Raw genomic sequence first — 23,282 nt, forward strand, 5'->3', positions numbered from 1 at the left:
CGGCCCCCGCATCGAGAAGGCGTACGACGTGACCGCACCGACCGCTCCCGGGACATCGGATCCTTCCCTGGCGCTCCAGACCCTGCTGGACGGGCCGCAGCGCCGCTCCGACCTCGCGGTCATGCAGTGGCTCATGCGGGTGAGGCGGGCGGACCTGACACATCCGTGGGTCAGGCGATGGGCGATGCCCCTGCTCTGCGCGATACTCGGCGCCACCGCCGTGCGGGACTCGGCGGACGGCATCGGACCCGGCGTGCCGACGATGCTGGGGCTGACCGCCGGTCTGTGTGTCCCGCTGCTGTGGCGGACGCGGCAACCCGTCCTGATCTTCGCCCTCACCTCCGCCGTCTCCCTGGTGGCCCTGGCACTGGACGCCGACACGGCTTCGGAAGCCGCGCGCATCGTGGCACTGCTCAACGTGGGCCGAAGCGTCCGTCCCGTCCAACTGGCCCTCTGCCTGGCGGTGGCCGTCGCTCAGACCTCCGTGAGCGTCGTCGTCCGCGGCGGCCAGTCGTCCGACCTGCAGACTCCGGTGCTGGCCATCGTGCAGTCGGCACTGGTGGCGGCGGTCGCCGCGGCGGGGCTGGTCACCCGGGTCGTCAACGCCTACATCGCGGCGCTTCAGGAACGCGCCAAACGCCTTGAGGTCGAGCGCGACCAGCGCGCCCGCCTCGCCGCCGCGGCCGAACGCGCCCGCGTCGCCGGCGAGATGCACGACATCCTCGGCCACACCCTCGCCGTGATCGTCGGCCTCGCGGGCGGTGCCGCCGGCCTCACGGAGAACAATCCGCAGCGAGGCGCCGAGACCCTCCGCATCATCGCCGACAGCGGACGCGGTGCCCTGGCCGAACTGCGCCGTCTCCTCGCCGTCATCGACGACGAGCAAGACACCCCCGGTGACACCCCGCTCGCCCCTCAGCCGTCCCTCGCCGACCTCAGACCCCTGCTCGACCGGGTCCGCGCCGCCGGCCCCACCCTCACCCTGCACGCCGACGGTGACGCGACCGGCCTCGCCCCCGGCCTCCAACTCGCCGTCTACCGCGTGCTCCAGGAGGCCCTGACCAACACCCTCAAGCACGCCGGCCCCGACACCACGGTCCACGTGACCGTCACCGTCGACGACACCGCCGTACGCCTCGTGGTCGAGGACACCGGCCCGCCACGTACCCCGCCGCCACCCGCCGGTGAAGAGGACGGCGGGCAGGGGCTGGTCGGCATGCGGGAACGCGTAGCCCTCTACGGTGGCACCTTCGCCGCCGGCCCCAACCCCCGAGGCGGCTGGACCGTCCGCGCCCACTTCCTCCCCACCACCACCCCGCCGCCAGTCACGGAGAAGCGACTCGCATGACCACCGTCCTCATCGTCGACGACCAGGCCCTGCAACGCCTCGGCTTCAGCATGCTCCTGGAACAGCATCCCGACCTGACCGTGGTCGGCGAAGCCACCCACGGAGGCGAGGCGGTCCGGATGAGCGCCGAACTGCGCCCCGACGTCGTCCTGATGGACGTCCGCATGCCCGCCATGGACGGCATCGAGGCCACCCGCCGCATCGTCACCTCCGGCGGCCGCTCCCGCGTCCTCGTCCTGACCACCTTCGACCTGGACGAATACGCCTACGCCGCCCTGCGCGCCGGAGCCAGCGGCTTCCTTCTCAAGGACGCCCTGCCCGAGGAACTCGTCGCCGGTATCCGCGCGGTGGCCGCCGGAGACGCCGTCATCGCCCCCGGCCTGACCCGCAAGCTCATCGACGCCTACACCCACCAACTGCCCGGCGCCACCGCGGAACAGGAGCGCCGGCTCGCCGACCTCACCCAACGCGAGGCCGAAGTGCTCACCGCCATCGCCACCGGCTGGAGCAACACCGAGATCGCCGAGCGTTTCCACCTCGCCGAGTCCACCGTCAAGTCCCACGTCAGCCGCATCCTCACCAAGATCGGCGCGCGGGACCGGGTCCAGGCGGTCATCTTCGCCTACGACACAGGGCTCGTCCGCCCCGCCTGACGGACGATCACTTCGAACTCCGCAGCCGCGCCGGTACCGCCCACCACTGGTCGGGACGGTCCACCACCACCGCGTTCGGGCCCGTCTCCAGGAACCGGTCGAGGCGGAGGAGATACGCCGCGATGCCCGCCGCTCCCTGCATCCACGTCGTGCCCGGTGGCAGGAGCGGCGGGTCCGCGCGATGTTCCAGGAAGCGCCAGCGGGCCCCCTCCTGGTCTCTTTCGGCCCGTTCCACCAGCGCGTCGCCCATCGTGCGGGCCGCCTGGACGAAGGTGTCCGCGCGCGCCGTTCCGGCACAGTCCTGAGCCGCGTCCAGGAGTACGTCGCCCACGCCCGCCGTTCCGCAGCAGCGGCCGTCGTTGTCCCAGAAGCCGGGGCGCAGTCGCTCGGGGAGTCCCGAGGTGAGGACCGAGGTCAGACAGCGCTGCCGCAGCTCGTCGACGCCGTGGCCCGCGATTTCGGTGACGCCTGCGAGGGACAGGGCCGTGAACAGGTGCGAGGTACCGGTCGGACCGTGGCACCAGGTGTAGGTCACCGGTTCCACCTCCCGCTTGGACGGCGGGATCGTGTGCGGGACGACGAAGCCGTCGCCCTCCAACGAGCCCACCGACAGGACGTGTCGGGCTCCCCGCACGGCGGCCTCGACGAAGTCCTCACGGTCCAGCGCGGCGCCGGCCACCGCCAGCGCCGCGGCCACCCCGGCGGTGCCGTGCGAGTAGTTCGGCGCCCGCCACTCCGTGGTCGCCCCGATTCCCCAGTCCAGGCCCGCCGTCGTGCGGTCCGCCGCCCGCAGCAGGGCCTCGCCGCCCGTCGTCGCGATCCCCTCCGCGAAGTCACCGCCCGCCCAGACCGCGGTCAGCACGATGCCCGCGGTGCCCATGATGATGTCGTTCAGGGGCGCGTCCGAACCCGGTTCGAACTCGACGGTCGTCTTCCAGCCCTCGGGGGTCGTCAGGTCGGCCAGCCGCCGCAGAGCGACCGATTCACTGCCCGGATCGAGCAGCTTCAGCGCCGTCGCGTCGCCCGCCAGCCCGTCGTACAGCGAGGGTTCCGTCCTGTGCTCCGCCCCGGCCGACAGCCGGGCCACGATCCCCGCGGCCAGGGTCCGTTCCCGTTCGCTCGGCTCCCGGTACCGCGCGATCTCCGCCAGTACCGGGGCCAGGCCCGCGATCCCGGAGTACAGGCAGTCGCGGTCCTTCGCGGGCACCGCGTCGGGGCCGTCCTCCGTCACCGCCTCCGGCAGCCAGGGCCCCTCGTCGTCCCGCACCTGGTCCAGCACCCACGACCAGGCCGCCTCGCCCAGTTCCCGATAACCGCCGCTCTCCGTCACCGGGCCACGCTACAACCGCGTGATCGCGGGCCCGGTGGCACACCCTCGCCTCCGGGCCCGCCGAGTCACGCCGTGTCGTCGGGCGGATCGACCTCGTACCCGGCCACTCCGGTGACGAGGTACTCCAGGGCGGTGTCGACGGGCCCGAGCCGCAGTACCCACGTCATGACCAGGTACATCACGCCCTCGGCGTCGACGGCCAGGTGCATCTCGCCGTTCGCGTACTCGCCCGCCGGGCAGAACGCCCGGCCGTACCGGTCGGACAGATAGGTGAAGAGCTCCTCCTCGTCGCTGAGCAGGTCCGGGTCGGTGTCGAAGGGCTGGCGCGCACAGGTGATGCCCGGTCCGCTGATCCGCACCCGGAGGCCGCCGAACTCGCGGAGGAACTCCTCGGCCGCGCCGTGCAGGTGGAATCCGCGCAGCGAGCGCTGCCAGGGGCCGATGTCGATCCGGCGTCCCGGATACCACCCGGCGCCGCGCAGGACGGCCTCGACGCCGGGTGGGAAGCGGGGTGTGCCGGTGATGTCGGTCATCCCGTCACTTCACCACGTCCTTGGTCACGAACTCGATCTCGAACTCACGGACGAGTGGCTTGCAACTGGCGCAGGGGCCCAGTTCCGTCAGGTAACCCTTCTTGCCGGGCGGCCGGATCCGGAACGCCGCCGCGGTGGCACCCTGCGGATCGACGCCACTGGCCTTGAGGGCCGAGAGGCAGGCGGGCAGCCCGCAGCCTCCGTGGTTCGGCCCCTGCGCGGCCTTGGGAATCGCGCCGAGGACGCCCGCGACCTGTGGATCCGTCACCCGTCCCGCACCCTGCGCGGTTCCGACGCTGGTCCGGACGACCGAGGGCTGTCCGGGTACCTTCACCGCCTCGACCGCGCCGGGCTGCTGACCACGCGGCAGCTTCGACAGGTCGATGGCGTGACTGCGCGCCGCGATGTAGGCGGTGTCGACGGCCGTGGCCAGGCCCTTGCCGACCCGCGTGCCCACGTATCCGCCCACGGCGGCGCCTGCGAGCATTCCGCCGGCCTGGCCCGCCCGTTCCGCGTACTCCTGGTCGCCCAGTTGCCGGCCGGTCCAGGCCTCCTTGCCCGTGGTGAGTGTGTAGCCCTCCGTGGCCAGCCCGTAGGCGCCGGCGGCGGCCACCGTGGTACCGACCGCCCAGCTGGTCACCGTCGCCGCCGTGGCGCCCGCGGCCGCTCCCGCCACCGCTCCGACGCCCGCCGCCGCCACGGCCGGGAGTGCGACCACCGCAGCGGCCACGACCACAGCACCGACGACCGCGTAGCCGACGCCCTTGGCCGCGCCCCAGGCCACGTCACGCCAGGTCCAGTCGGCTCCCGAGGAGTCGAAGTAGTTCGTCGGACTGTTGTTGGCGTACGAGTAGGAGGCGAGGTTGGACGGTGTGTGGACACCGCCGTTCGGCGAGCCGTCCAGGTAGCTGCCGAGCGCCGGATCGGGCGACTGCCAGACGCCCGAGCGCGGGTCGTAGTAGCGCGCCCCGTGGTAGTAGTAGCCGGTCTCCGGGTCGAACTCCTTGCCGGTGAACTGGTACGGCGTCTTCTCGCCGTTGTACTCGTCGACCCAGGTCTCCCCGGACGGGAAGTAGTTGAGGTGCTCGACCAGGCGCCCGTCGTCGTCGGTGCCGAAGGCCGTGGAGCCCAACTGGTCGCCGTGGTAGTAGAACTGGTCCTTCTCGTAGAACGGCCCGTGCCGCGCGGTCTTGCTGGCGATGCGCGTGGTGCCGACGAAGATGTGCTTGAACTCGCTCAGGCTGCGTGTCGTGAAGTACTGGTTCGGATAGAGAGTGGTCTGCGCGCCGTCCTTGACGACGCGGTTGCCCTGGTCGTCGTAGAGGAAGCGGACGGTGGGAGGCCAGCCGGGCGCGTTGCAGGACGAGGGCAGTTGGGGCTGGGTGACGAGCGGCGAGAAGTCGTGGACGCAGGCCAGGCGGTTCTCCTCGTCCCAGATCTGCTGTCGGCGCGGGCCCAGCGGCCTGTCCGAGTCGCTGTCGATCTGGTTGCCGTTCGCGTCGTACTTCAGGTCGTCGTGGCCCACCTTGGACGGGGCGTGCGGACGTCCGCCACGGAAGGCGTACGCCTGGTCGTAGGTGGTGTTCTTCTGGACCAGTTCGTGGTCGCCCCCGAGGACGAGGGCGTGCCGCTGGTCCTTGCGGGTGGTGTTGTGGATGGTGTCGTACGAGGTCGACACCTGGTAGGTGTCGGTCGTGTGCTTGGTGACCTGGTACGAACCGCTCGCCCCGGTGAGCCGGTAGAGGTTGTCGTACTGGTAGGTCTGCACCGAGGGGCCGCCCGGCTTGGCCGGGAGGCTGCCCGACGGCTGCTCGGTGGTGTTGGCCTGCCGGGTGAGGTTGCCGACCTCGTCGTAGTCGTAGCTGAGCTTCTGGAAGGCGTATCCGGTGGGGAGTTCGGAGTCGAGGGTCGCCAGGCGGCGGTCCTCGGCGTCGTAGGTGAAGCGGGTGCTGGTGCCGTTGCCCAGCTTCATGGACGCCTTCTGGCCGAACTCGTCGTACGTCATCTCCTTGAGGTACGGGTAGCGGAAGCCGTTGTTGAGGCCGGTGGCCGCGCGGACCTCGCCGCCGCTGTCGTAGTCGTACGACAGCACCTCGCCGTCGGGATAGGTCAGTCGCAGGACCCGGCCGAAGCTGTCGTAGCGGTACTTCGTGGTGAAGGCGCGGTCGAGGATGCCGCTGGGGAGGGTACGGGTCTCCTCGACCGTCTCGCCGAGCGGTCCGTACTCACGCAGGGTCTTGCCGGCCGCGTCCTCGGTCTTGGTGATCCGGCCCGCGCCGTTGCCGTGCGCGCCGGGACCGCCGTAGGTGTAGCGGACGTCGTTGCCCTTGAAGAGCGGGTAGTCGATCTTCGTGAGGCGGTTCTGGTCGTAGGAGTAAGTGATCGCCAGGTCCTTGGACTTGGCCGCGAGGCTGGCGGTGACCTCCCGTATCACGTTGCCGGCGGTGTCGTAGGTCGTCGTCGTGCGGCCCGCGTCGGGGCTCTCGACCGAGGTGCGCCGGCCGAAGTTGTCGTACGAGGATCTGGTGACGTTGCCTTTGTCGTCGGTCACCTTGGTGGGCTCGCCCAGCGGGTTGTAGGTGTAGCTGGTCCAGATCGGGGCGTCGGCGTCGCGCGCTCCGGGTTCGCGTACGGCGGTCTGCTGCCGGCGCACGTCGCTGTAGGCGCGGCCCTGGTTACCCTTGGCGTCGGTGGCCAGCGTCTCGAACCGCACGGTGCCCGAGCGGTCCTCGCCGAAGCCGTACGCCGTGGTGGTGACCGTCTGGTCGGGCAGGACGGAGCGGACCGTGCGGTCCAGGACGTCGTAGGTGTTCGTGCTCGGCCGCACGTCGTCGAAGGCCGGGTTGAAGGCGGTGTTCGCGTCGCCCTTGGGCTCGGCGACCGGGTAGTACTGGCGGACCGTGCGGCCTAGGGCGTCGAAGACGGTCCGGCCGGAGACGGTCATGACGTCCTCGCCGCGGACAGTGGCGTCCTTCTTCGTCTGGACGACGCGGCCCAGGCCGTCGCCGAAGGCCACGGTGTCGATCGTGTCCTTCTTCACCGACCCGTCGGAGGCGCGGTCGAGGTGGCGGGTGACCGCGTAGGGCACCGCGGCGTCCGGGTGGTACGCGAACGCGATCGTCGGGATGTCGGCCTTCTCGTCGTTCGGTCCGGTGACCGAGGTGACCCGCCCGACGGCGTCGTAAGTGGTGACCTCCTTCTGCCCGTTGATGTCCGTGCTGGTCTCCGTCAGGCCGAACCTCAGGTCGTAGGTCGCCGTGGAGCGATAGCCGAAGCTGTCGTCGGTCGCCGTGACGTAGGTGCCGGTCGACTCGTCGTACTCGTAGCGGCGTTCGTAGCGCTGACCCCGGTGGTTGGCCGGTGACTTGATCGTCTTCAGCATGCCGTCGCCGTAGTAGGACAGGTCGGTGACCGCTGTGCCGCCGTCGGCCAACTCGGCCTTGTGCCGGGTGACATCACCGGTGGCGCAGTCCACGGTCTGCTCGGTGGAGCGCATGACCTTGCCGTCGCCGCGTACCTCGGAGGCGCGGGCGGTGCCCACGATGTGGGTGTCGGCGCACTCGGTGTACCGCGTGAGGGTCTCGACGTCGTCCTGCGGGCCCGCCTCCCCGAGGTCCAGGGTGCGCACCACGTTGCCGACATCGTCGTACGACATCACCGTGCCCGTCCGCTTGCCGGGCTCGGGCCGGCCCTCGTACCAGAGGGTGTCGGTGCGCACGAGTTGCGGAAACACCGTCGCGGTGGTGGACCGGCCGTTCGTCTCCTCGCCGGAGTTCACGTCGCGCAGCGTGTAGGTGTGCCGGGATTCGGTGAACAGGGCGCCGGAGGCGTCGGCGACGGTCTCCCGGGTGAGCAGGTTCCGGGTGTAGTGGCCGGTGGTGTCGAACTCCAGGGTCCCGGTCCTGAGGACCTCGCCCTTCTCGTCGCGCTGCGAGGTGGCGACGGAGCCGTAGCCGCGGAACTCGCGCTCCAGGCGGTCGTACACGCCGTCCTTGTAGGTGATGGTCGATCGCTGGGTGTCGGGGCCGTCGCCCGCGAGGCCGTCGTGGACCTGGACGCCGGTCAGCACATAACGCGAGCCCGGCTGGTCGTAGGTGTTGCCGTCGCGGGTGTAGTCGAGGTCGACGCGCGAACCGAGCGGCCGCTGAACGCTCTTGAGGAGGTTGGTGCGGCCGGTCTGGTTGGCGGCGACCGTCAGTTCGCTGTCGTTGGTCGAGGCGAGGTGGTCGGCGAAGCCGTCACCGTCGATGTCGCGGAGCATCTGCTGGGCGCGCGAGGCGCCGGTGGACACGTTCGCGCCCGGGTTGATGATCAGGAAGCCCAGACCGGGGAACCCGATCGAGACACGGAAGTAGGCGCCGCCGCCGACGTTCGCGTTGCTGTCGGAGTTGATGCCGCTCAGGCTGCCGTTGAACGGCACCGGCTCGGCGAAACCGTTGCCGATGTTCAGGGCGACCTTGATGGGGTCCCCGGTGAAGACGCGGTCGGCGAGGCCGTCGCCGTTGACGTCCATCAGGGAGTTCTTCGTCGAGGACGTCTCCTGGTCGAAGGAGGCGCCGCCGCCGAAGCCGTAGAAGTCGGTGTTGAAGCCGATGTTGAGGCCACTGCTGCTGCCGGAGCCCTCGTTCAGCCTGCCGCCGGGCCACGGCTCGGCCGCGCCGAAGCGGTAGCCGAGGTTGAGGGCGGCGCGGCCGTTCTCGTAGACACGGTCCGGCAGCGCGTCGCCGTTGATGTCCAGCAGGTCGAAGGTGCCGTCGGAGGAACTGGTGCCGAGGCTGCCGCCGACGCCCAGCGGAGGCATGTCGTTGCCCGCGCTGGAGGTGTTGGTCGTGCCCGAGGCTGGCGGGTCGGCGTGGCCCCGGCCGGTGGCGATGGTCCGCGCCGCGCTGCCGGCGCTGGCGTTGCCGCTGCGGGTGCTCGACTCGCGCACCGAGCCGTTCGGCACCGAGCCCCGGGTGGCGCCCAGCACCCCGGTCGGGTCGGTGTACTGGATTCCGCCCGCGCCGATGACGTCAGGGAACCCGTCGGCGTTCATGTCGAGGTAGTCCAGCTCGGCCTTGGCGGTGCCGCGCGCGACGCTGCCGCCGACGCTTCCCACGCCGCCGCCGAGGCTGCCGGTCAGTGAGGTCTGCTGGTTGCGGGACATCCTGGGCACGGCCTGTGCCTCGGAGAGGGCCTCCGCGCTGGGCAGGCCGATCGTCTGGCCGCCGAAACGTGCGCTGGAGACGGTGCCGGGGGCCACCCAGGAGAAGTCGCCGGAACCCCAGCGCCGGAACTCGGGCTGCGGAGTGAAGGGAACCAGGTTCGGCGGAGCGATCCGCGGGTCCTCCTCGAATTCCTCCTGGTCCCGCTCCGGGTCGACATCCTCGGGGAGTTGGTCCCTGATGTCCTCGAAGTCGGGCGTCAGGTCCGCCTGCCGGATGGGCTGTTCGGCCCGCGCCCGGTTGCCGTTGTAGCCGAACGTGTCCCAGCCGCGGTAGGGGCGGCCGAAGACGCCCTCCGGCGCCGCGCCGTACACGGTGGCGGGCACGCTCTCGACGCCGACGGTCACCGTGTGCTCGGTGATCCGGCCGGTCAACTCGGCGTCGGCGACGGCGAAGTCGAAGTACAGCTCGTCACCCGCCTCGGCGCGCACCCGCACCGACGGCGGCTCGGCGCCCAGGACGACGGTCTCCTTGGCGAGCAGGACACCGCGCTTCTTGACCGTGAACACCGCACGGCCCTCGGCGCCCGCCTCGGCCGTGATCCGGGGGGTGACCGTGAACGTGCCGGAGCCCGGCGCGGTGAACGTCTCCGGCGGCGCGGTGGCGCTGCTGACGGGATAGGTGTCTATGTCGAACGGAGGGCTGAACTCCATTGTGTCGTCGGCGAGTTCGCTCACGCCCTCGGCCGCGGTGTAGGTGGCGAGCGGGGTCCACTCCAGCGCGTTGACGTCGATCGCCGAGTCCGTCTTCAGCCGCCAGGCCAGTCGCTGCCCCTTGGTGACGGGGACGGTCACGTCGACCGGGACGGTGCCGGTGTCGGCGGCGTCGACGCGCTGTTCCAGGACCGGTTCGTCGCCGCGGGTGATCAGGACGGTGACGTCGTCGGTGGTGGCGGCCTTCTTGGTGACGTCACCGGTCAGGTGCACGGTGCCGTCCACGGGCGCGGTGACGGTGGCCGCGCGTCCGGCGAGGGTGAAGTCGGCGGCGGCAGAATAGGCGCCCTGCGACAGCCCGTTGGCGTCCGTTTCCTCGATGCCGGCGTAGGTGACGGCCGGGTTCCAGGCGACCTGGTCGCCCGAGCCGTCGAACACCGAGCCGACCCGGAAGTACAGGTGCTCGCCGCGGCTGACCTGGATGGCGTCGACGCCCTCGGGGCTGTGCGCGGCGTGGTCGTCGGCGCCGATGCGGGCCGCCCACATTTCCCGGCCCTCGTGCTGGACGGCCACGCGCACGCCGTCGGGTTCGGCGAACTCCTCCAGCTCACCCGAGGGTTCCTCGAGGGTGACGGAGCCGCTGACGCGCACGGTGCCGTCGTACGGCGCGGTCCAGCGGCGCACGCTGTCGACGAGCGGGAACGAGTCGATGCGCCGCTCGCGGTCCTCGCCGAAGCCGGGCAGCAGCCCGTCCGTGTCGAGTTCGCCCGAGCCGATCGGCACGGGGGTGTCGGCCGCCGTTCCGAAGACGGGCGTGCCGTCGGAGCCGACCCGTCCGAACAGCACGGAGGAGCCGTTCACCAGGTCGAGGATGCCGTCGGCGTTGACGTCGGTGAAGTACCGCTCGGTGGTGGAGAAGGTGTCGACATGGTTCAACTGGGCCGCCGCGCTGCCGAGATAGCCCTCGATGCCGACCGTGCGGGAGGTGGACGTCTCGCTCAGCAGGGCGGGGAGGTTGCGCAGCGGGGTGGTGGTGTCCGCGAACTTCGGCTGCCCGCCCGGCCGGGAGAGGTTCTTGCGGAAGACGAACCCGTCGCCGCCCCGGAACACCTTGTCCGGCAGGCTGTCGCCGTCCACGTCCGTCAGGGCCAGCAGACCCTCGCTGGAACCGCGGCTGTAGCCCGCCTTGACGCCGATGGAACCGGACTTGGTGGGGCCGGCGCCGTAACCGACGTACAGATGGCCGCCGACACTGCGCGAGGTGTTGCCGTTGAGGGCGCCGGCCTCTCCCGCTCCTGATTTCACGGTGTTCACGGCGCCGCTGCGAACGTTGTCGTCGGGCGAGGACCAGTCGACCCTGGCGAACGCGTCGTACGTGCCGTCGGCCTCGCGGATGTCGTCGAAGTAGCTGAACTCGTGCTTGTTGAAGGCTTTGCCGTCGGCGTCGTACTGCTCGACGGCCGCGAGCAGCGTCTTGTGGAACGCGCCGGTGGTGTAGGTGAGTCCGTAGCTGCGGACCGGCTTGTCGTTCAGCCGTATCTCGACGCGGCGCAGCAGGTCGGCCGAGACGCGCTTGAAGCCGCCGCGCGCGTCGATGGTGACGTCCTCGCGGCGCGGTTCGTCGAGTTCGCGGTCCCGCACGAAGGTGACGGTGTACGGACCGTCGGTGTCGCCGCGTCCGGTATAGGCGATCTTCTTCAGGTACAGCTCGCGACCGGTGACCGTACCGCCTTCGATACCGGCGTCCTCGATCTGGGTGTACTGGTAGCGGACGGTGTTGTCATGACGGTCCGTCACCTCACGGAGCGCCCAGCGGAAGACACTGCCCCCGTCGTCGGCGAGCGTCGCGCCCTCACCGCCGTACAAGTAGCGGACCCCGGACTTGTCGGTGACCTCCCAGGAGTAGGTGGCGGGGGAGTCGCCCTTGCGGACGATGCGGGAGAACCCGCCCTCGACGCGGGTGTGGAACACCTTGTCGGCGGAGCGCGGGCCCGGCTTGCTGCGGTGCGCGACCGGCGTGAGCTGGGCGTCGCCCATCGTGTACGTCTCGGTCTCCGTCGCCGTGTCGTAGCGCGGCACGCCCCAGCGGGTGTCGACGGCGATCGACGGCACCGCGAGGTCCCAGCCGGTGCCCAGCCAGCCGTTGGCCGAGGCGGAGGAGTACGTCACCGAGAGCCCGGGTTCGAGACCGGACCGGCCCGCGGGCAGTTCCAGCGGGTAGGTCAGCCGGGCGTCGCCCTGGCCGTTCGCGGCCGGCGCGGCGATCTGGTTCACGCCGCTGGCGGGGTCCGCCGCCTGGATGCCCTGGATCTGCGTCGGGTCGTACGAGATCTGCTCGGGGCCCTCGGGGGCGTTGACGGCCGCGTTCACCATGTCGGTGAAGTGGTCCGTGCGCGAGACGACGAGGTGGGTCTTCTCGTCGACGGAGACCCGCTCCAGTGCCTGCCAGCACTCCGCGGGCTCGTCGAAGTAGTAGGTGCGCACGTCGTCCGCCGTCAGACCGGCGGCCTTGAGAGCGGCGGGGTCGTACGGGAGGGAGACCGTGAGGCCGGCCTCGAACCGGTGCGGGGTCGGGGTGAACCGGTAGCCCGTCGGGCCCTCGGTCACGTTCTCCATGCCCGCGCCCAGTCCGGGCAGTTCGCCCTCGGCCAGCGGTTGGATGCCGACCTCGGTCGGGGTGTCGACCGCCTCCGAGGAGACGGCCACCTCGGCGCCCTGGTGGGCCAGGCGTCTGGTCAGCCCGGTCCCGGGCGAGACCAGGACCTTCGAGGGGGCGGCGACTGCCGCGGCGCTCTGCTCCGGTCTGTCCCCCGGTATGCAGCCGCCGGTCGCGGGCACGGCCGCCAGGGCCTGTGTCCGTGCGCCCGGCAGGACGTCGCACGACATCATCGAGACAACGAGCGCCATCCCCAGCAGGACGACGACCAATGGATTGCGCTTACGTAACCGACCGGACATCGTCTCGGTCCACCCCTCCATCGCGACGGACACCGCAGCGAGCCGATGGGGCAGGCGGGCTCACACGGCGCCCGGCGACCCAGGGAGTTCCCGGGTCCCGACGGCAACGCGAACGGCGCTCTCCCACACAGGTCGCCCACGCATCATCGCGATGGGCATGGACACGCCACTAGTGAAGAACCGGCCAAGGCACACGAAATCTTGAGCATTTCTTCACGCAATACTCACGAAGCCGGTGAGTGGCTGACCGGGACCGATCAGATGCTCTGCCGTTGCGGTAGCTGGCCTGCGGCCGGTCCGCTGTCGCGGGGGAGCTTCCGCCGACCCGGTGGCGTCGCCGTCGGGGTGCGACGTGATCCAGCCGTCCGTGATCACCGTCCGGCGAGCGGGGAAGCGATTTCTGTGCCGCCGCGTGGTCGGACCAGTGGTGCGGCGGTAACGTCCCCGCCCGCGCACCCCGGCACATGACACTGGCCGGATCCGGCGAGGCCCGCGCGTCGGCTGTCGGGCGCCGGCACCGGCGGCGAGTCACCCCACATCCGTAGACGCTGTCTCGTCCGACGCGCCGGGTCGTCCGAGCCCGCGACGGCGTCCGCCCGCCGCATGAACAACCGCCATCCCCCGGGCCACCGGCCGGACAGGCATGGGTCCGAGGGGCGATTGTCAGTGCCGGGTGTCACGCTGGGGGCCCAGAGGAACTGTGAAGGGAATCGCTGTGATCACCACTGATTTCGACCCCGGCACCCCCTGTTGGCTCGACCTCGGCGTACCCGATGTCCCGGCCGCCGCCGCCTTCTACGGCGCGGTGCTCGGCTGGGACTACGAGTCCATGGGCGAGGGAGAGGACGGAGAGGGCGGGATGTTCCGGAAGGACGGCAAGATCGTCGCCGGACTCGGCAAACTCACCGAGGAAGGAGCCCGCCCGGCCTGGATGATCTACTACAGCGTCGTCGACGCGGCCGCCACGACGCAGGCCGTGGAGCGCGCGGGCGGCACGGTGCGGGTGGCGCCGATGGACCTCGACGGCTGGGGCTTCATGGCGCAGTACACCGATCCCTCGGGGGGCCAGTTCGCCGTCTGGCAGCCGGGGAAGTCCAAGGGCGTCGAGCTGGTGGACCAGCCGGGCTCACTGACCTGGACCGAGTTCTACACGAGTGACGCCGCGGCCGCCAAGGAGTTCTACACCGGCGTCCTCGGCTGGCAGTTCAGCGACACGGAGATGCCGGGCGGCGGCGGCACCTACTCCCTCATCACTCCCGCCGGGCTCCCCGAGGAGCGTATGCACGGCGGCCTCGTGGAACTCCGTGAGGAGGACCTCGCCTTGGCGGGCGGACGGCCGTACTGGCACCCGGTCTTCGCCGTCACCGACTGCGACGCCGCGGTCGCCAAGGTCACCGAGAACGGCGGCAGCGTGCAGATGGGACCGGCCGACGCGGAGGGTGTCGGCCGGCTGGCCGTCTGCCTCGACCCGTCGAACGCGGACTTCGTGCTCCTCGCCCCGTCCGAGAGCTGACTTCCGCGTGCGTCGCGGTGACATCCACGTGTGTCGCGGGGACTCCCGCGGCCGTCGCGGTGATCTCCGCGTCCGCCGAGGTCTTACGGACCGGTGACGTGACAGGCGCCGTGCCGCCGCACGGTGCCTGAGCGGCACTAGCGTTCCGCCCATGCGAGTACTGGTCACCGGCGCAGCCGGGTTCATCGGTTCCCATGTCGTCGAGGCACTGACCGGGAGAGGGCACGAGAGCGTCGGGTTCGACCTGCGCGACGGCCTGGACGTGCGCAGCCCCGAAGCGGTCGCCTCCGCTCTCGTGGGCGTCGACGCCGTGTGCCACCAGGCGGCGATGGTCGGGCTGGGGACGAGATTCGGCGACGCGCCCGAGTACGTGTCCCACAACGACCTCGGTACGGCGGTGCTGCTCGCCGCGATGGCCGACGCGGGCGTACGACGGCTGGTGCTCGCGGGGTCGATGGTGGTGTACGGGGAGGGTGCGTACGCGTGCGAGCGGCACGAGGTGGTGCGGCCCGGGCCCAGGAGCGTCAGGGACCTGGAGGGTGGCGCCTTCGAGCCCATGTGCCCCGCGTGCGGGCGGGAGTTGAGGCCCGGCCTGGTCGGTGAGGACGCCCCGGTCGACCCGCGGAACGTGTACGCGACGACCAAGCTCGCCCAGGAGCATCTGTCGGCGGCGTGGGCGCGGTCCACCGGCGGCTCCGCGGTGTCGCTGCGCTACCACAACGTGTACGGGCCGGGCATGCCGCGCGACACGCCGTACGCGGGTGTCGCCTCCTTCTTCCGGTCCGCGCTGGCCCGCGGCGAGGCCCCGCGGGTCTTCGAGGACGGCGGCCAGCGACGGGACTTCGTGCACGTACGGGATGTGGCGGCCGCCAACGTGGCCGCGCTGGAGGCCGAGACGGGGGAGGGGGCGTTGACCACCTACAACACCGGGAGCGGGCAGCCGCACACGGTCGGCGAGATGGCGTGGGCGCTGGCCTCCGCGTACGGGGGGCCCGAGCCGGTCGTGACCGGGGAGTACCGCCTCGGCGACGTACGCCACATCACGGCCGACTCCTCCCGGCTGCGGGCCGAGCTGGGCTGGAAGGCCGAGGTCGGGTTCGCGGAGGGGATGCGGGAGTTCGCGGTGGCGAGGCTGCGCGGGGAGTAGCGCCGGGGGCACTCCGGCGGCCTGGCGAGGGCTGGGCGCCCCGCGAACTCCGGGTTCCCCGCGAACTTAGGACGCCCCGCTGGGCCCGGGCACTCCGCGAACCTCGCGAACTCCGGGCACTCCGCCGGGCCCGGGCACTCCGGGTTCCCCGCGAAGCCTGGGCTCTCCGCGAACCTCGCGCGCCTTGCGAACGCAGGGCTCTCTGCGAACCTCGCGAACTCCGGGTGCTCTGCGCACCCTGTGGTCCCCGCGAACTCCGGGCACTCTGTAGGCCCCGCGAACTCCCGGTGCTCCGGGCACCTTGCGAACCTTGCGAACTCCGCGAATCCCGGCTCGCCGGAACCCCTCGGGCCTCACGCACCCCGTCCACGCCATGCACGCCACGAACCCGGTACACCCCCACACCCCCACACCCCCCGTCCCCTCCGCTCACGCCTCGGCCGTCGGCAGTGTGACCTCGAAGCGGCAGCCGCCGGGGACGTTGCGGACGGCGGCCTGTCCGCGGTGGGCCTCCACGATGCCCCGGACGATGGCGAGGCCGAGCCCCGCTCCGGCGGGAGGCGTCCGCGCGTGCGTGCCTCGCCAGCCCGTGTCGAAGACGCGCGGGAGGTCCTCCTCGGGGATGCCCCCGCAGCCGTCGGTGACGGACAGCACGACACCCTCGTCCGACCGTTCGGCGGCGATCGCGACCGTGCCGTCGGCGGGCGTGCGCCGGATCGCGTTCACCAGCAGATTGCCCAGGACGCGGCTCATCTCCTTGCCGTCCACCTCGACGGGCACCGGTTCGATCCGGTCGCCGACAAGCCGTACGCCGTGTTCGCGGGCGAGCGGATCCGCTCCCGCGAGGGCGTCGCCGACGAGGTCGTACAGCGACATCCGGGAGGGGGAGAGGGCGAGCGCCCCGGCGTGTATGCGGGACAGCTCGAACAGGTCGCCGACCATGTCGTTGAGGCGTTCGACCTCGGTGCGGATCTGGCGGAGGTAGCGGTCCGGGTCGGCCGCGACGCCGTCCTCCAGGGCCTCCGACATCGCGCGCAGTCCCGCGAGCGGGGTGCGCAGGTCGTGCGAGATCCACGCGACGAGTTCGCGCCGCGAGGTCTCCAGGGCGCGCTCGCGGTCCCGGGACTCGGCGAGTTTGGCACTGGTGGTCGCCAACTCCCGGCTCAGCGCGGTGAGTTCGGCGATCGCCGGACCGACCGGGGCCGCGAAGTCACCGTCGTCGCCGAAGGAGCGGGCGGCGAGAGTGAGCGCCCGGCTGCGGGCGACGACCCAGCGGCCCAGGAGGAGAGCGGTCGCCAGGGACACGATGGCCGCCATCGCGACGACCGTGGTCACGACGGACAGGTCGTGCGAGGACAGGAACATCGCCCAGGCGACGGTCAGCGTCCCGGCGAGCATCGCGGTGACGGCCACCGCGGCCACGACAGCGAGCGACGCGGTCAGTGACCGCCGTCGGATCAGCCAGAGCACACCCGCCCCGAGCAGCCCCGCCGCGGCGGCGCCGAGAAAGGCGTAGAGAGCGATGAGCAGCATGTCGCGCATGTGTCAGACCGCCTCTTCGCGGGGCGTGGCGTCGAAGCGGTAGCCGACGCCCCAGACCGTCTGGATCAGCCGCGGTCGCCCGGGATCGTCCTCGACCTTCCCCCGTAGCCGGCGCACGTGGACCGTGACCGTCGACAGGTCCCCGAAGTCCCAGCCCCAGACCTCGCGCATCAGGTCCTCCCGGCTCGAGGCCCGCCCGGGATGGCGGAGGAAGAAGGCGAGGAGGTCGAACTCGCGGATGGTGAGGGCGAGTTCCTCGCCGTTTTTGGTGGCGCGCCGGGCGGCCGGGTCGACGGTGAGACCGGCCGCGCGGAGGGGACGGACATCGGTGGCGGGCCGCGTGCGGCGCAGGACGGACTCCACCCGGAGCACCAGTTCCCGGGGGCTGAACGGCTTCGTGACGTAGTCGTCGGCGCCGACCTCGAGTCCGAGGATCCGGTCGTCCTCGTCACCGCGGGCGGTGAGCATGATGACGGGCACGGGACCGCGCGCCCGCAACCGCCGGCACACCTCAAGACCGTCCATCCCCGGCAGCATCAGGTCCAGCACCACCATGTCCGGCCAGTTCGCGGCGGCCCGGGCGAGCGCGCCGGGCCCGTCCGCGGCCCGGTCCACGGCGTATCCCGCGCGGTCGAGGTAGCCGGAGACGACCTCGGCCACGGTCGGATCGTCGTCGACGACGAGAACGCGCGTCGTCCCTCCGGATCCGCCCGGGCTCGTGTCCCCATGGCCGCTCGGAGCACGTCCGGTACCTGGGGGTTCGTACGGCTGCTGCATGCCTCCAGCCTCCCACCGGCCTCGCCCCCGTGCCGCCGACGCCGCTCGACGTCCGTGTTTCGTAAGGACGCCAAGCCCGATATGCGCCATTCGCGTTCGTAAGGTGAAAGCCGTGACCGCAAATCCAGCCCTTCCCCCGACGGACCCGGAAGTCGACGTGGTCCTCCCCTGTCTGAACGAGGCCGAGGCCCTGCCCTGGGTACTCGCCCGCATCCCCCCAGGCTGGCGCGCGCTGGTCGTGGACAACGGCTCCACGGACGGCTCGGCGGAACTGGCCCGCGGCCTCGGCGCCACCGTCGTGCGCGAGGCGCGCCGCGGGTTCGGCGCCGCCTGCCACGCCGGGCTGACCGCCGCCACCGCGGACTTCGTGTGCTTCTGCGACTGCGACGCCTCGCTCGACCCGTCGCTGCTCGTCCCCTTCGTGAGCGAGGTCCGGGACGGAGAGGCGGACCTCGTGCTCGGGCGGCGCCGCCCGCAGGGCCCGGGCGCCTGGCCCGCGCACGCCCGGGCGGGAAACCTCGCCCTGGCGCGGATGATGCGCCGCCGCACCGGGCTGCGCCTGCACGATCTCGGCCCGCTCCGCGCGGCCCGCCGTGAAGCGCTGCTCGCCCTCGGCCTCACCGACCGCCGCAGCGGCTACCCGCTCCAGATGGTCGTCCGCGCCGCCGACGCCGGCTGGCGCGTCGCCGAACACGACGTGCCGTATCTGCCGCGCACCGGCGCTTCCAAGGTCACCGGCACCTGGCGCGGCACCTGGCAGGCGGTACGGGACATGCGCCGGGTCCTGGCCGAACCGCCGGCGCCGGTCCTGGCGGCCGCCCCCTCCCAGGGAGGAACCGCCCAGTGAACACCCTGCTCGTCATCGCCAAGGAGCCGCGGCCGGGGCGGGTGAAGACCCGGCTGACGCCGCCGTTCACGCCCGGTGAAGCGGCACAGCTCGCCGAGGCGGCCCTTGTGGACACCCTGCGTGCGGTGGCGGCGACGCCCGCCGCCCGCCGTGTCCTGGTGCTCGACGGGGCGCCGGGCCCCTGGCTGCCGCCCGGCTTCGACGTCGTACCGCAGTGTGCGGGAGGTCTCGACGAGCGGCTGGCCGCCGCCTTCGCCGGCTGCGAAGGGCCCGCGCTGCTCATCGGCATGGACACACCCCAGGTGACGCCCGGGCTTCTCACCGTGGACTTCGCCGACTGCGACGCGTACTTCGGACCGGCGGAGGACGGCGGGTTCTGGGCGCTGGGGCTCGCCGCTCCCGACCCCGAACTGCTGCGCGGCGTACCGATGTCGACGCCGGACACCGGCGCCGTACAGCGGGCCCGTCTGACGGCCGCGGGCCTGCGCGTACGTGATCTGCCCGCTCTCCGGGACGTCGACACGGCCGCCGACGCGGAGGCGGTCGCGGCGGCGGCACCCTTCGGCCGGTTCGCGGCGGAGCTGGCCCGTGTGCGGGCGGTGAGCCACCGATGAGCGCAGGGCCCGGCGCTCACGCCGCACCTGGGGAGCGGGTTCCCCCGTCGCCGTCGGTCCCGTTCGTAACGGTCCCGCCCGTAACGGTCCCGCCCGTAACGGTCCCGCCCGTGACGGTCCCGCTTCCCGGCCCAGCCGGACTCCGCTCCCGGCCCGAGCGGCCTCGGCCTCACACGCCGGGCTTGCCCGAGATGCCGGGCAGGCCTTACGCGCCGGGTAGGCCCGACATGCCTGCCATGCCTTACACGCCGAGTACGCCTCACGCGCCCGCCGTGTCTCACGCGCTGAGCTCGCCTCGCACGCCTGACGGGCAAGGCGCACCGGAGGATCCCGCCGCCCCCTGGTCGGCCGACCCGTACTCCGACGCGCTCCGTACCGGGCAGGGCCCTCTCTATCTCCGCCGCCCCGACGGCTGGTTGCTCCCCCTCGATGTCGAGCGCTGGTGCGCACGGGCCGACGCGGCCGATCTGGAGGCCCTGCGGCACTGCGAAGGCGCTGTGCTCGATGTGGGGTGCGGGCCGGGGCGGCTCGTCGCCGAGCTCGCGGCGCGGGGCCGGCCCGCGCTCGGTATCGACGTCAGCGAGGCCGCCGTCGCGCACACCGTGAAGCTCGGTGGGCAGGCGTTGCACCGGTCGGTCTTCGAGCCGCTCCCGGGCGAAGGCCGTTGGGACACCGCCCTCCTCATCGACGGCAACGTCGGCATCGGTGGCGATCCGGCCGCCCTGCTCCGCCGGATGTCCCAACTCCTGTCTCCCGGCGGACTGTTGATTGTCGAGGCCGTCCCGGACATGGACGTCGACGAACGCGTCCACGTCCATGTCGTCCGCGTCGCCGGCGCCCATGACGCCGCGGGCCCGGGCTTCCCGTGGGCTCGCCTCGGCGCCGCGGCCCTGCTGAGGCACGCGGCGCGCGCGGACTGGCGCCCGGACGGTCAGTGGGAGGCAGGCGGCCGGTCCTTCGTCGCCCTGCGCAACCGCAGTACGAGCAGCACCGCGGAGCCCCCGAACAGCGCCGCCGTGATCAGCAGCCAGCGGGAGAGGAACCCGTCGCCCGACAGGGTGGTAGCGGACCGGTAGTGGTCCGCCATCTGCCCGCTGATCAGCGGAAACCACACCAGCAGCAGGAGACCGGAGAGTGCCGCCGGTACCCGGACGAAGACCGTCCACCCCCGGCGGCCGACCGCTCCCAGCGCGCGTGAGAGGGCGCGGTCCGCCCCCGCGTACAGCGGTACCAGCACCAGGTCGTGCAGCACCGCCGCGCCCACGAACCACAGCGCCACCCCGAACCAGTCACCCGCCAGCAGCCGCACCCCCGCGTAACCGGCGAGCGCGAACGAGCAGGCGAGCAGAAGGAGTTGCAGCGGACTCCCGATGACATCCGCGATACCCGCCCTGAACCGTCGTCGCATCCCAGCTCTCCTCACAGGCTTCACAGGTCCCCGAACGTCATCCGGGCCACCCACTTGGTGTTGAGCACGCCGGGTGCCGCGGGCACGATGATCCGCGCCGGGAACCCGTGGTCGGGCGTGAGCGGCGCGCCGTTGACGAACAGGGCGAGCAGGGAATCCGGGTCACGCACCTGGTTGTCGCGCAGCGCCGCCCGCCGGAACGCCCCGTGCCGCTGGAGCGACTCCACCAGGACGTCGGGCGCCCGCTCATAGCCCACGAGCCGCGCCAGATCCCGTAGCCGCACCCCTCGCCAATGCTGGTCGGAGGTGGACCAGCCCTCCACGCACGCGATGGGCAGCGCGGCGCTGTGCAAGGGGAGTTGGAGCAACTCGTCCCGGCTCAGACGGACAGGCCGCCCGCGCCCCTCGACCACCAGCCGCCACGCCTCCGCGCTCGTCTCCGTCGCGCTGATCCCGCGCGACCTCGCCGTCTTGTTGATCTGGAACGCGCTGGGCCCGGACCCCGGTTCGGGACCGCCGTGCGGCGCCAGCAGAGCCGTCTCCCGCACCGGCCCGTCGAAGCTCCGGCCCGCCGTCGTGGCGAACAGCAGCAGCGAACCGCCGCCGACGAAACCGAGGGCGCCACGCCGCGAGACGGTGGGTTCGGCGGGATCCGGAGACACCAACTCGCTAGCTTCAGGCGGTAGTTCGTCCCGCAGGTGACGCAGGTTACGTACGGCTGTCGGCACCCGCAGTACCGCGTGTGTCACGAACGCGGCGAAGAACACCCAGGCCCCGTAGAAGTGCAGCGGGTAGAAGGAGCCGGGGAAGAGGTAGTCGAGCTGGACGTTCAGCACGCCCGTCGTGAACTCGAACAGGGCGCCGCCCACCAGAAGAAGCAGCGAGACCCGCTCCAGCGCGTGCGCCAAGGACCGCGCGGGCGGCAGCGCGAAGAGCTTCGGCACCACCGACCACAGTTTCGCCAGCAGTACGGGGATCAGTGTGACGCCGAGCGTGACGTGGACGCCCTGCGTGAGGCGGTACAGCCAGTGCGGGCCGGTCGGCCAGGAGAAGAGATAGAAGCCGAGCAGCCCCTTGTCCGGAGTCATGTCGTTCACCGGCGACAGGCCCGGATTGTAGGCGGCGTACGACAGGAGACCCGTCACGAACATCACCGTGATCCCGCCGAGCAGCACGATGCCGAGCACGGAGGTGAACCAGGGGTGGCGCAGCGGGCTGCGCCAGAAGGCGGGGGAGGAAGGGGACCGGGGCATGCCCCGACCGTAGGCGCGGGACAGCCCACGAAAGGGTGCGCGAACCATGACGAAACTCTGACGTCCACCCCGGTGGCGGCCTCGGCGGCCGGACCTCGGCCTAACGTGCCGGTGTGAACCGCGATCTTCTCCGTGACCTGTCCGCGGCCCTGGCCGCCGCGCTGCTCGTGCTGGCCGCCGTGCTGGTCGGCACCGCCATCGAGCACCGCGACGGGACGCTACACGTCGGCTGGCCGCCGCTGTACTCCCGTTGGGATCCGCACGTCGGCCCCGGTACCCCGGCCGCGATCGTGGTGGCCGTCGCGGTCGTCGTCTACGGCCCGCTCGTCGCCGCCCGGCTGCCCTGGCGCGCGCTGCTGCTGAGCGTCTGGGGCACCGGCACGGCCTGGACGTTCTCCCTGGCCCTCGTCGACGGCTGGCATCGCGGGATCGCCCAGCGGCTGACGACCGGGTACGAATACCTCCAGGTCATCGACCGCTTCCACGACATCCCGACCACCCTGCGGGACTTCACGCACCACATCCTGATCGGATCCCCGGACCACTGGCCCGCGCACGTCGCCGGACACCCCCCGGCGGCCACCCTCACCTTCGTCCTCCTCGACCGGACCGGGCTCGGCGGCGGGGCCTGGGCGGGCGTCTGGTGCATCACCGTCGGCGCGACGGCGGCGGTCGCGGTCCTCGTCACCGTACGAGCGCTTTCCGCGGAGGCACTCGCCCGCCGCGCCGCGCCCTTCCTCGTGCTGGCCCCGGCCGCCGTCTGGATGGGGACCTCCGCGGACGGCTACTTCGCCGCGGTCGCCGCCTGGGCCGTCGCGTTCCTCGCCCTGGCCGTGACGGGACACCGGCCGCGGACGACCGGCCTCGCCTCCGGGCTCCTCTTCGGTCTCACCGTGTATCTCTCGTACGGGCTGACGCTGTTCGTGGTGATCGCGGCCGCCGTCCTGCTGCTCGGCACGAGCCGACTCCGCCCCCTCCCGTACGTGCTCGCCGGGGCCCTCGTCGTCCCGCTCGCGTTCACCCTCGCCGGTTTCGACTGGTGGGAGGCGTACCGGCTGCTGGTGACCCGCTACTACCAGGGGGCCGGCGGCATCCGGCCGTACAGCTACTGGGTGTGGGCCAACCTCGCGTGCACCGTGCTGATCGCGGGCCCGGCGACGGTGGCGGGACTTCGCCGGGCCGCCGCGGCCGTCCCGCACAAGGAACTCCGCGCCCGCCTCCGCACGCCCGCTCCCGAACTCCGCCTCGCCCTGCTCGTACTCGCCGCCCTGCTCGCCCTCCTCGTCGCCGACCTCTCGGGCATGAGCAAGGCGGAGACCGAACGCATCTGGCTGCCGTTCGTGATGTGGCTGCTCGCGGCCTGCGCGTTCCTCACCCGCCCCCGTGCCTGGCTCGCGGCACAGGCGACCCTCGCGCTGCTCCTCAACCACCTGTTGCTGACCGGCTGGTGACGGTCCATCGGTTCGTTTCGCGCCTGCCGATGGCTGAGAAAAACGCTTGGA

General features: G+C 71.9%; 14 protein-coding genes. 8 read left to right on the forward strand and 6 right to left on the reverse strand.

Annotation, left to right across the window (positions count from 1 at the left end; genetic code table 11):
- Window positions 1–28 precede the first annotated feature (28 nt).
- Entirely contained in the window at window positions 29–1,348 is a 1,320-nt protein-coding gene (locus ACIBLC_RS04735) for a sensor histidine kinase (RefSeq protein WP_399209183.1), read from the forward strand.
- Window positions 1,345–2,001, forward strand: a complete 657-nt coding sequence (locus ACIBLC_RS04740; protein WP_399209184.1) for a response regulator — start codon at window positions 1,345–1,347, stop codon at window positions 1,999–2,001. The genes ACIBLC_RS04735 and ACIBLC_RS04740 overlap by 4 nt, the downstream gene beginning before the upstream one ends.
- 7 nt (window positions 2,002–2,008) lie before the next feature.
- Here ACIBLC_RS04740 and ACIBLC_RS04745 read toward each other — a convergent pair whose 3' ends face one another.
- From ACIBLC_RS04745 to ACIBLC_RS04755, 3 genes are all read right to left on the reverse strand, one after another.
- Window positions 2,009–3,331 (reverse strand): lanthionine synthetase LanC family protein, encoded by a 1,323-nt coding sequence (locus tag ACIBLC_RS04745; protein ID WP_399209185.1) that lies wholly within the window; start codon window positions 3,329–3,331, stop codon window positions 2,009–2,011.
- A 65-nt stretch (window positions 3,332–3,396) separates the two neighbouring features.
- Window positions 3,397–3,864: an SUKH-3 domain-containing protein gene (locus ACIBLC_RS04750; protein ID WP_399209186.1), complete on the reverse strand. Its 468-nt coding sequence runs from the start codon at window positions 3,862–3,864 to the stop codon at window positions 3,397–3,399.
- Window positions 3,865–3,868: 4 nt separating this feature from the next.
- Window positions 3,869–12,679 (reverse strand): SpvB/TcaC N-terminal domain-containing protein, encoded by an 8,811-nt coding sequence (locus ACIBLC_RS04755; RefSeq protein WP_399209187.1) that lies wholly within the window; start codon window positions 12,677–12,679, stop codon window positions 3,869–3,871.
- Between the two features lie 715 nt (window positions 12,680–13,394).
- On the opposite strand from ACIBLC_RS04755, the gene ACIBLC_RS04760 reads away from it, so the two are divergent.
- Together ACIBLC_RS04760 and ACIBLC_RS04765 are read left to right on the forward strand one after the other, a co-directional pair.
- Window positions 13,395–14,192: a VOC family protein gene (locus ACIBLC_RS04760; protein ID WP_399209188.1), complete on the forward strand. Its 798-nt coding sequence runs from the start codon at window positions 13,395–13,397 to the stop codon at window positions 14,190–14,192.
- Window positions 14,193–14,343: 151 nt separating this feature from the next.
- The gene (locus tag ACIBLC_RS04765) at window positions 14,344–15,339 is read left to right on the forward strand and encodes an NAD-dependent epimerase/dehydratase family protein (RefSeq protein ID WP_399209189.1); all 996 of its coding nucleotides are present in this window, start codon (window positions 14,344–14,346) and stop codon (window positions 15,337–15,339) included.
- 429 nt (window positions 15,340–15,768) lie between these two features.
- On the opposite strand, the gene ACIBLC_RS04770 is transcribed toward ACIBLC_RS04765, so the two are convergent.
- Complete coding sequence (locus ACIBLC_RS04770; RefSeq protein ID WP_399209190.1) at window positions 15,769–16,881, reverse strand: sensor histidine kinase; 1,113 nt, start codon at window positions 16,879–16,881, stop codon at window positions 15,769–15,771.
- A 3-nt stretch (window positions 16,882–16,884) separates the two neighbouring features.
- Window positions 16,885–17,658 (reverse strand): response regulator transcription factor, encoded by a 774-nt coding sequence (locus tag ACIBLC_RS04775; RefSeq protein WP_399209191.1) that lies wholly within the window; start codon window positions 17,656–17,658, stop codon window positions 16,885–16,887.
- Between the two features lie 103 nt (window positions 17,659–17,761).
- On the opposite strand from ACIBLC_RS04775, the gene ACIBLC_RS04780 reads away from it, so the two are divergent.
- The 3 genes from ACIBLC_RS04780 to ACIBLC_RS04790 all read left to right on the forward strand — a co-directional run bounded on the left by ACIBLC_RS04780 (window position 17,762) and on the right by ACIBLC_RS04790 (window position 20,195).
- Complete coding sequence (locus tag ACIBLC_RS04780) at window positions 17,762–18,505, forward strand: glycosyltransferase family 2 protein (protein ID WP_399209193.1); 744 nt, start codon at window positions 17,762–17,764, stop codon at window positions 18,503–18,505.
- Window positions 18,502–19,119, forward strand: a complete 618-nt coding sequence (locus tag ACIBLC_RS04785; protein ID WP_399209194.1) for a DUF2064 domain-containing protein — start codon at window positions 18,502–18,504, stop codon at window positions 19,117–19,119. Before ACIBLC_RS04780 ends, ACIBLC_RS04785 begins: the two co-directional genes overlap by 4 nt.
- Window positions 19,120–19,346: 227 nt before the next feature.
- Window positions 19,347–20,195, forward strand: a complete 849-nt coding sequence (locus tag ACIBLC_RS04790; RefSeq protein ID WP_399209195.1) for a class I SAM-dependent methyltransferase — start codon at window positions 19,347–19,349, stop codon at window positions 20,193–20,195.
- 352 nt (window positions 20,196–20,547) lie between these two features.
- On the opposite strand, the gene ACIBLC_RS04795 is transcribed toward ACIBLC_RS04790, so the two are convergent.
- A complete protein-coding gene (locus ACIBLC_RS04795; RefSeq protein WP_399209196.1) occupies window positions 20,548–21,780 on the reverse strand; it encodes a molybdopterin-dependent oxidoreductase in 1,233 nt (410 codons plus the stop codon).
- A gap of 113 nt (window positions 21,781–21,893) precedes the next feature.
- Here ACIBLC_RS04795 and ACIBLC_RS04800 point away from each other — a divergent pair, with 113 nt between their 5' ends.
- A complete protein-coding gene (locus ACIBLC_RS04800) occupies window positions 21,894–23,231 on the forward strand; it encodes a hypothetical protein (RefSeq protein WP_399209197.1) in 1,338 nt (445 codons plus the stop codon).
- Window positions 23,232–23,282: the final 51 nt, after the last annotated feature.

Source organism: Streptomyces sp. NPDC050535, assembly GCF_044457665.1.
GTDB lineage: Bacteria > Actinomycetota > Actinomycetes > Streptomycetales > Streptomycetaceae > Streptomyces.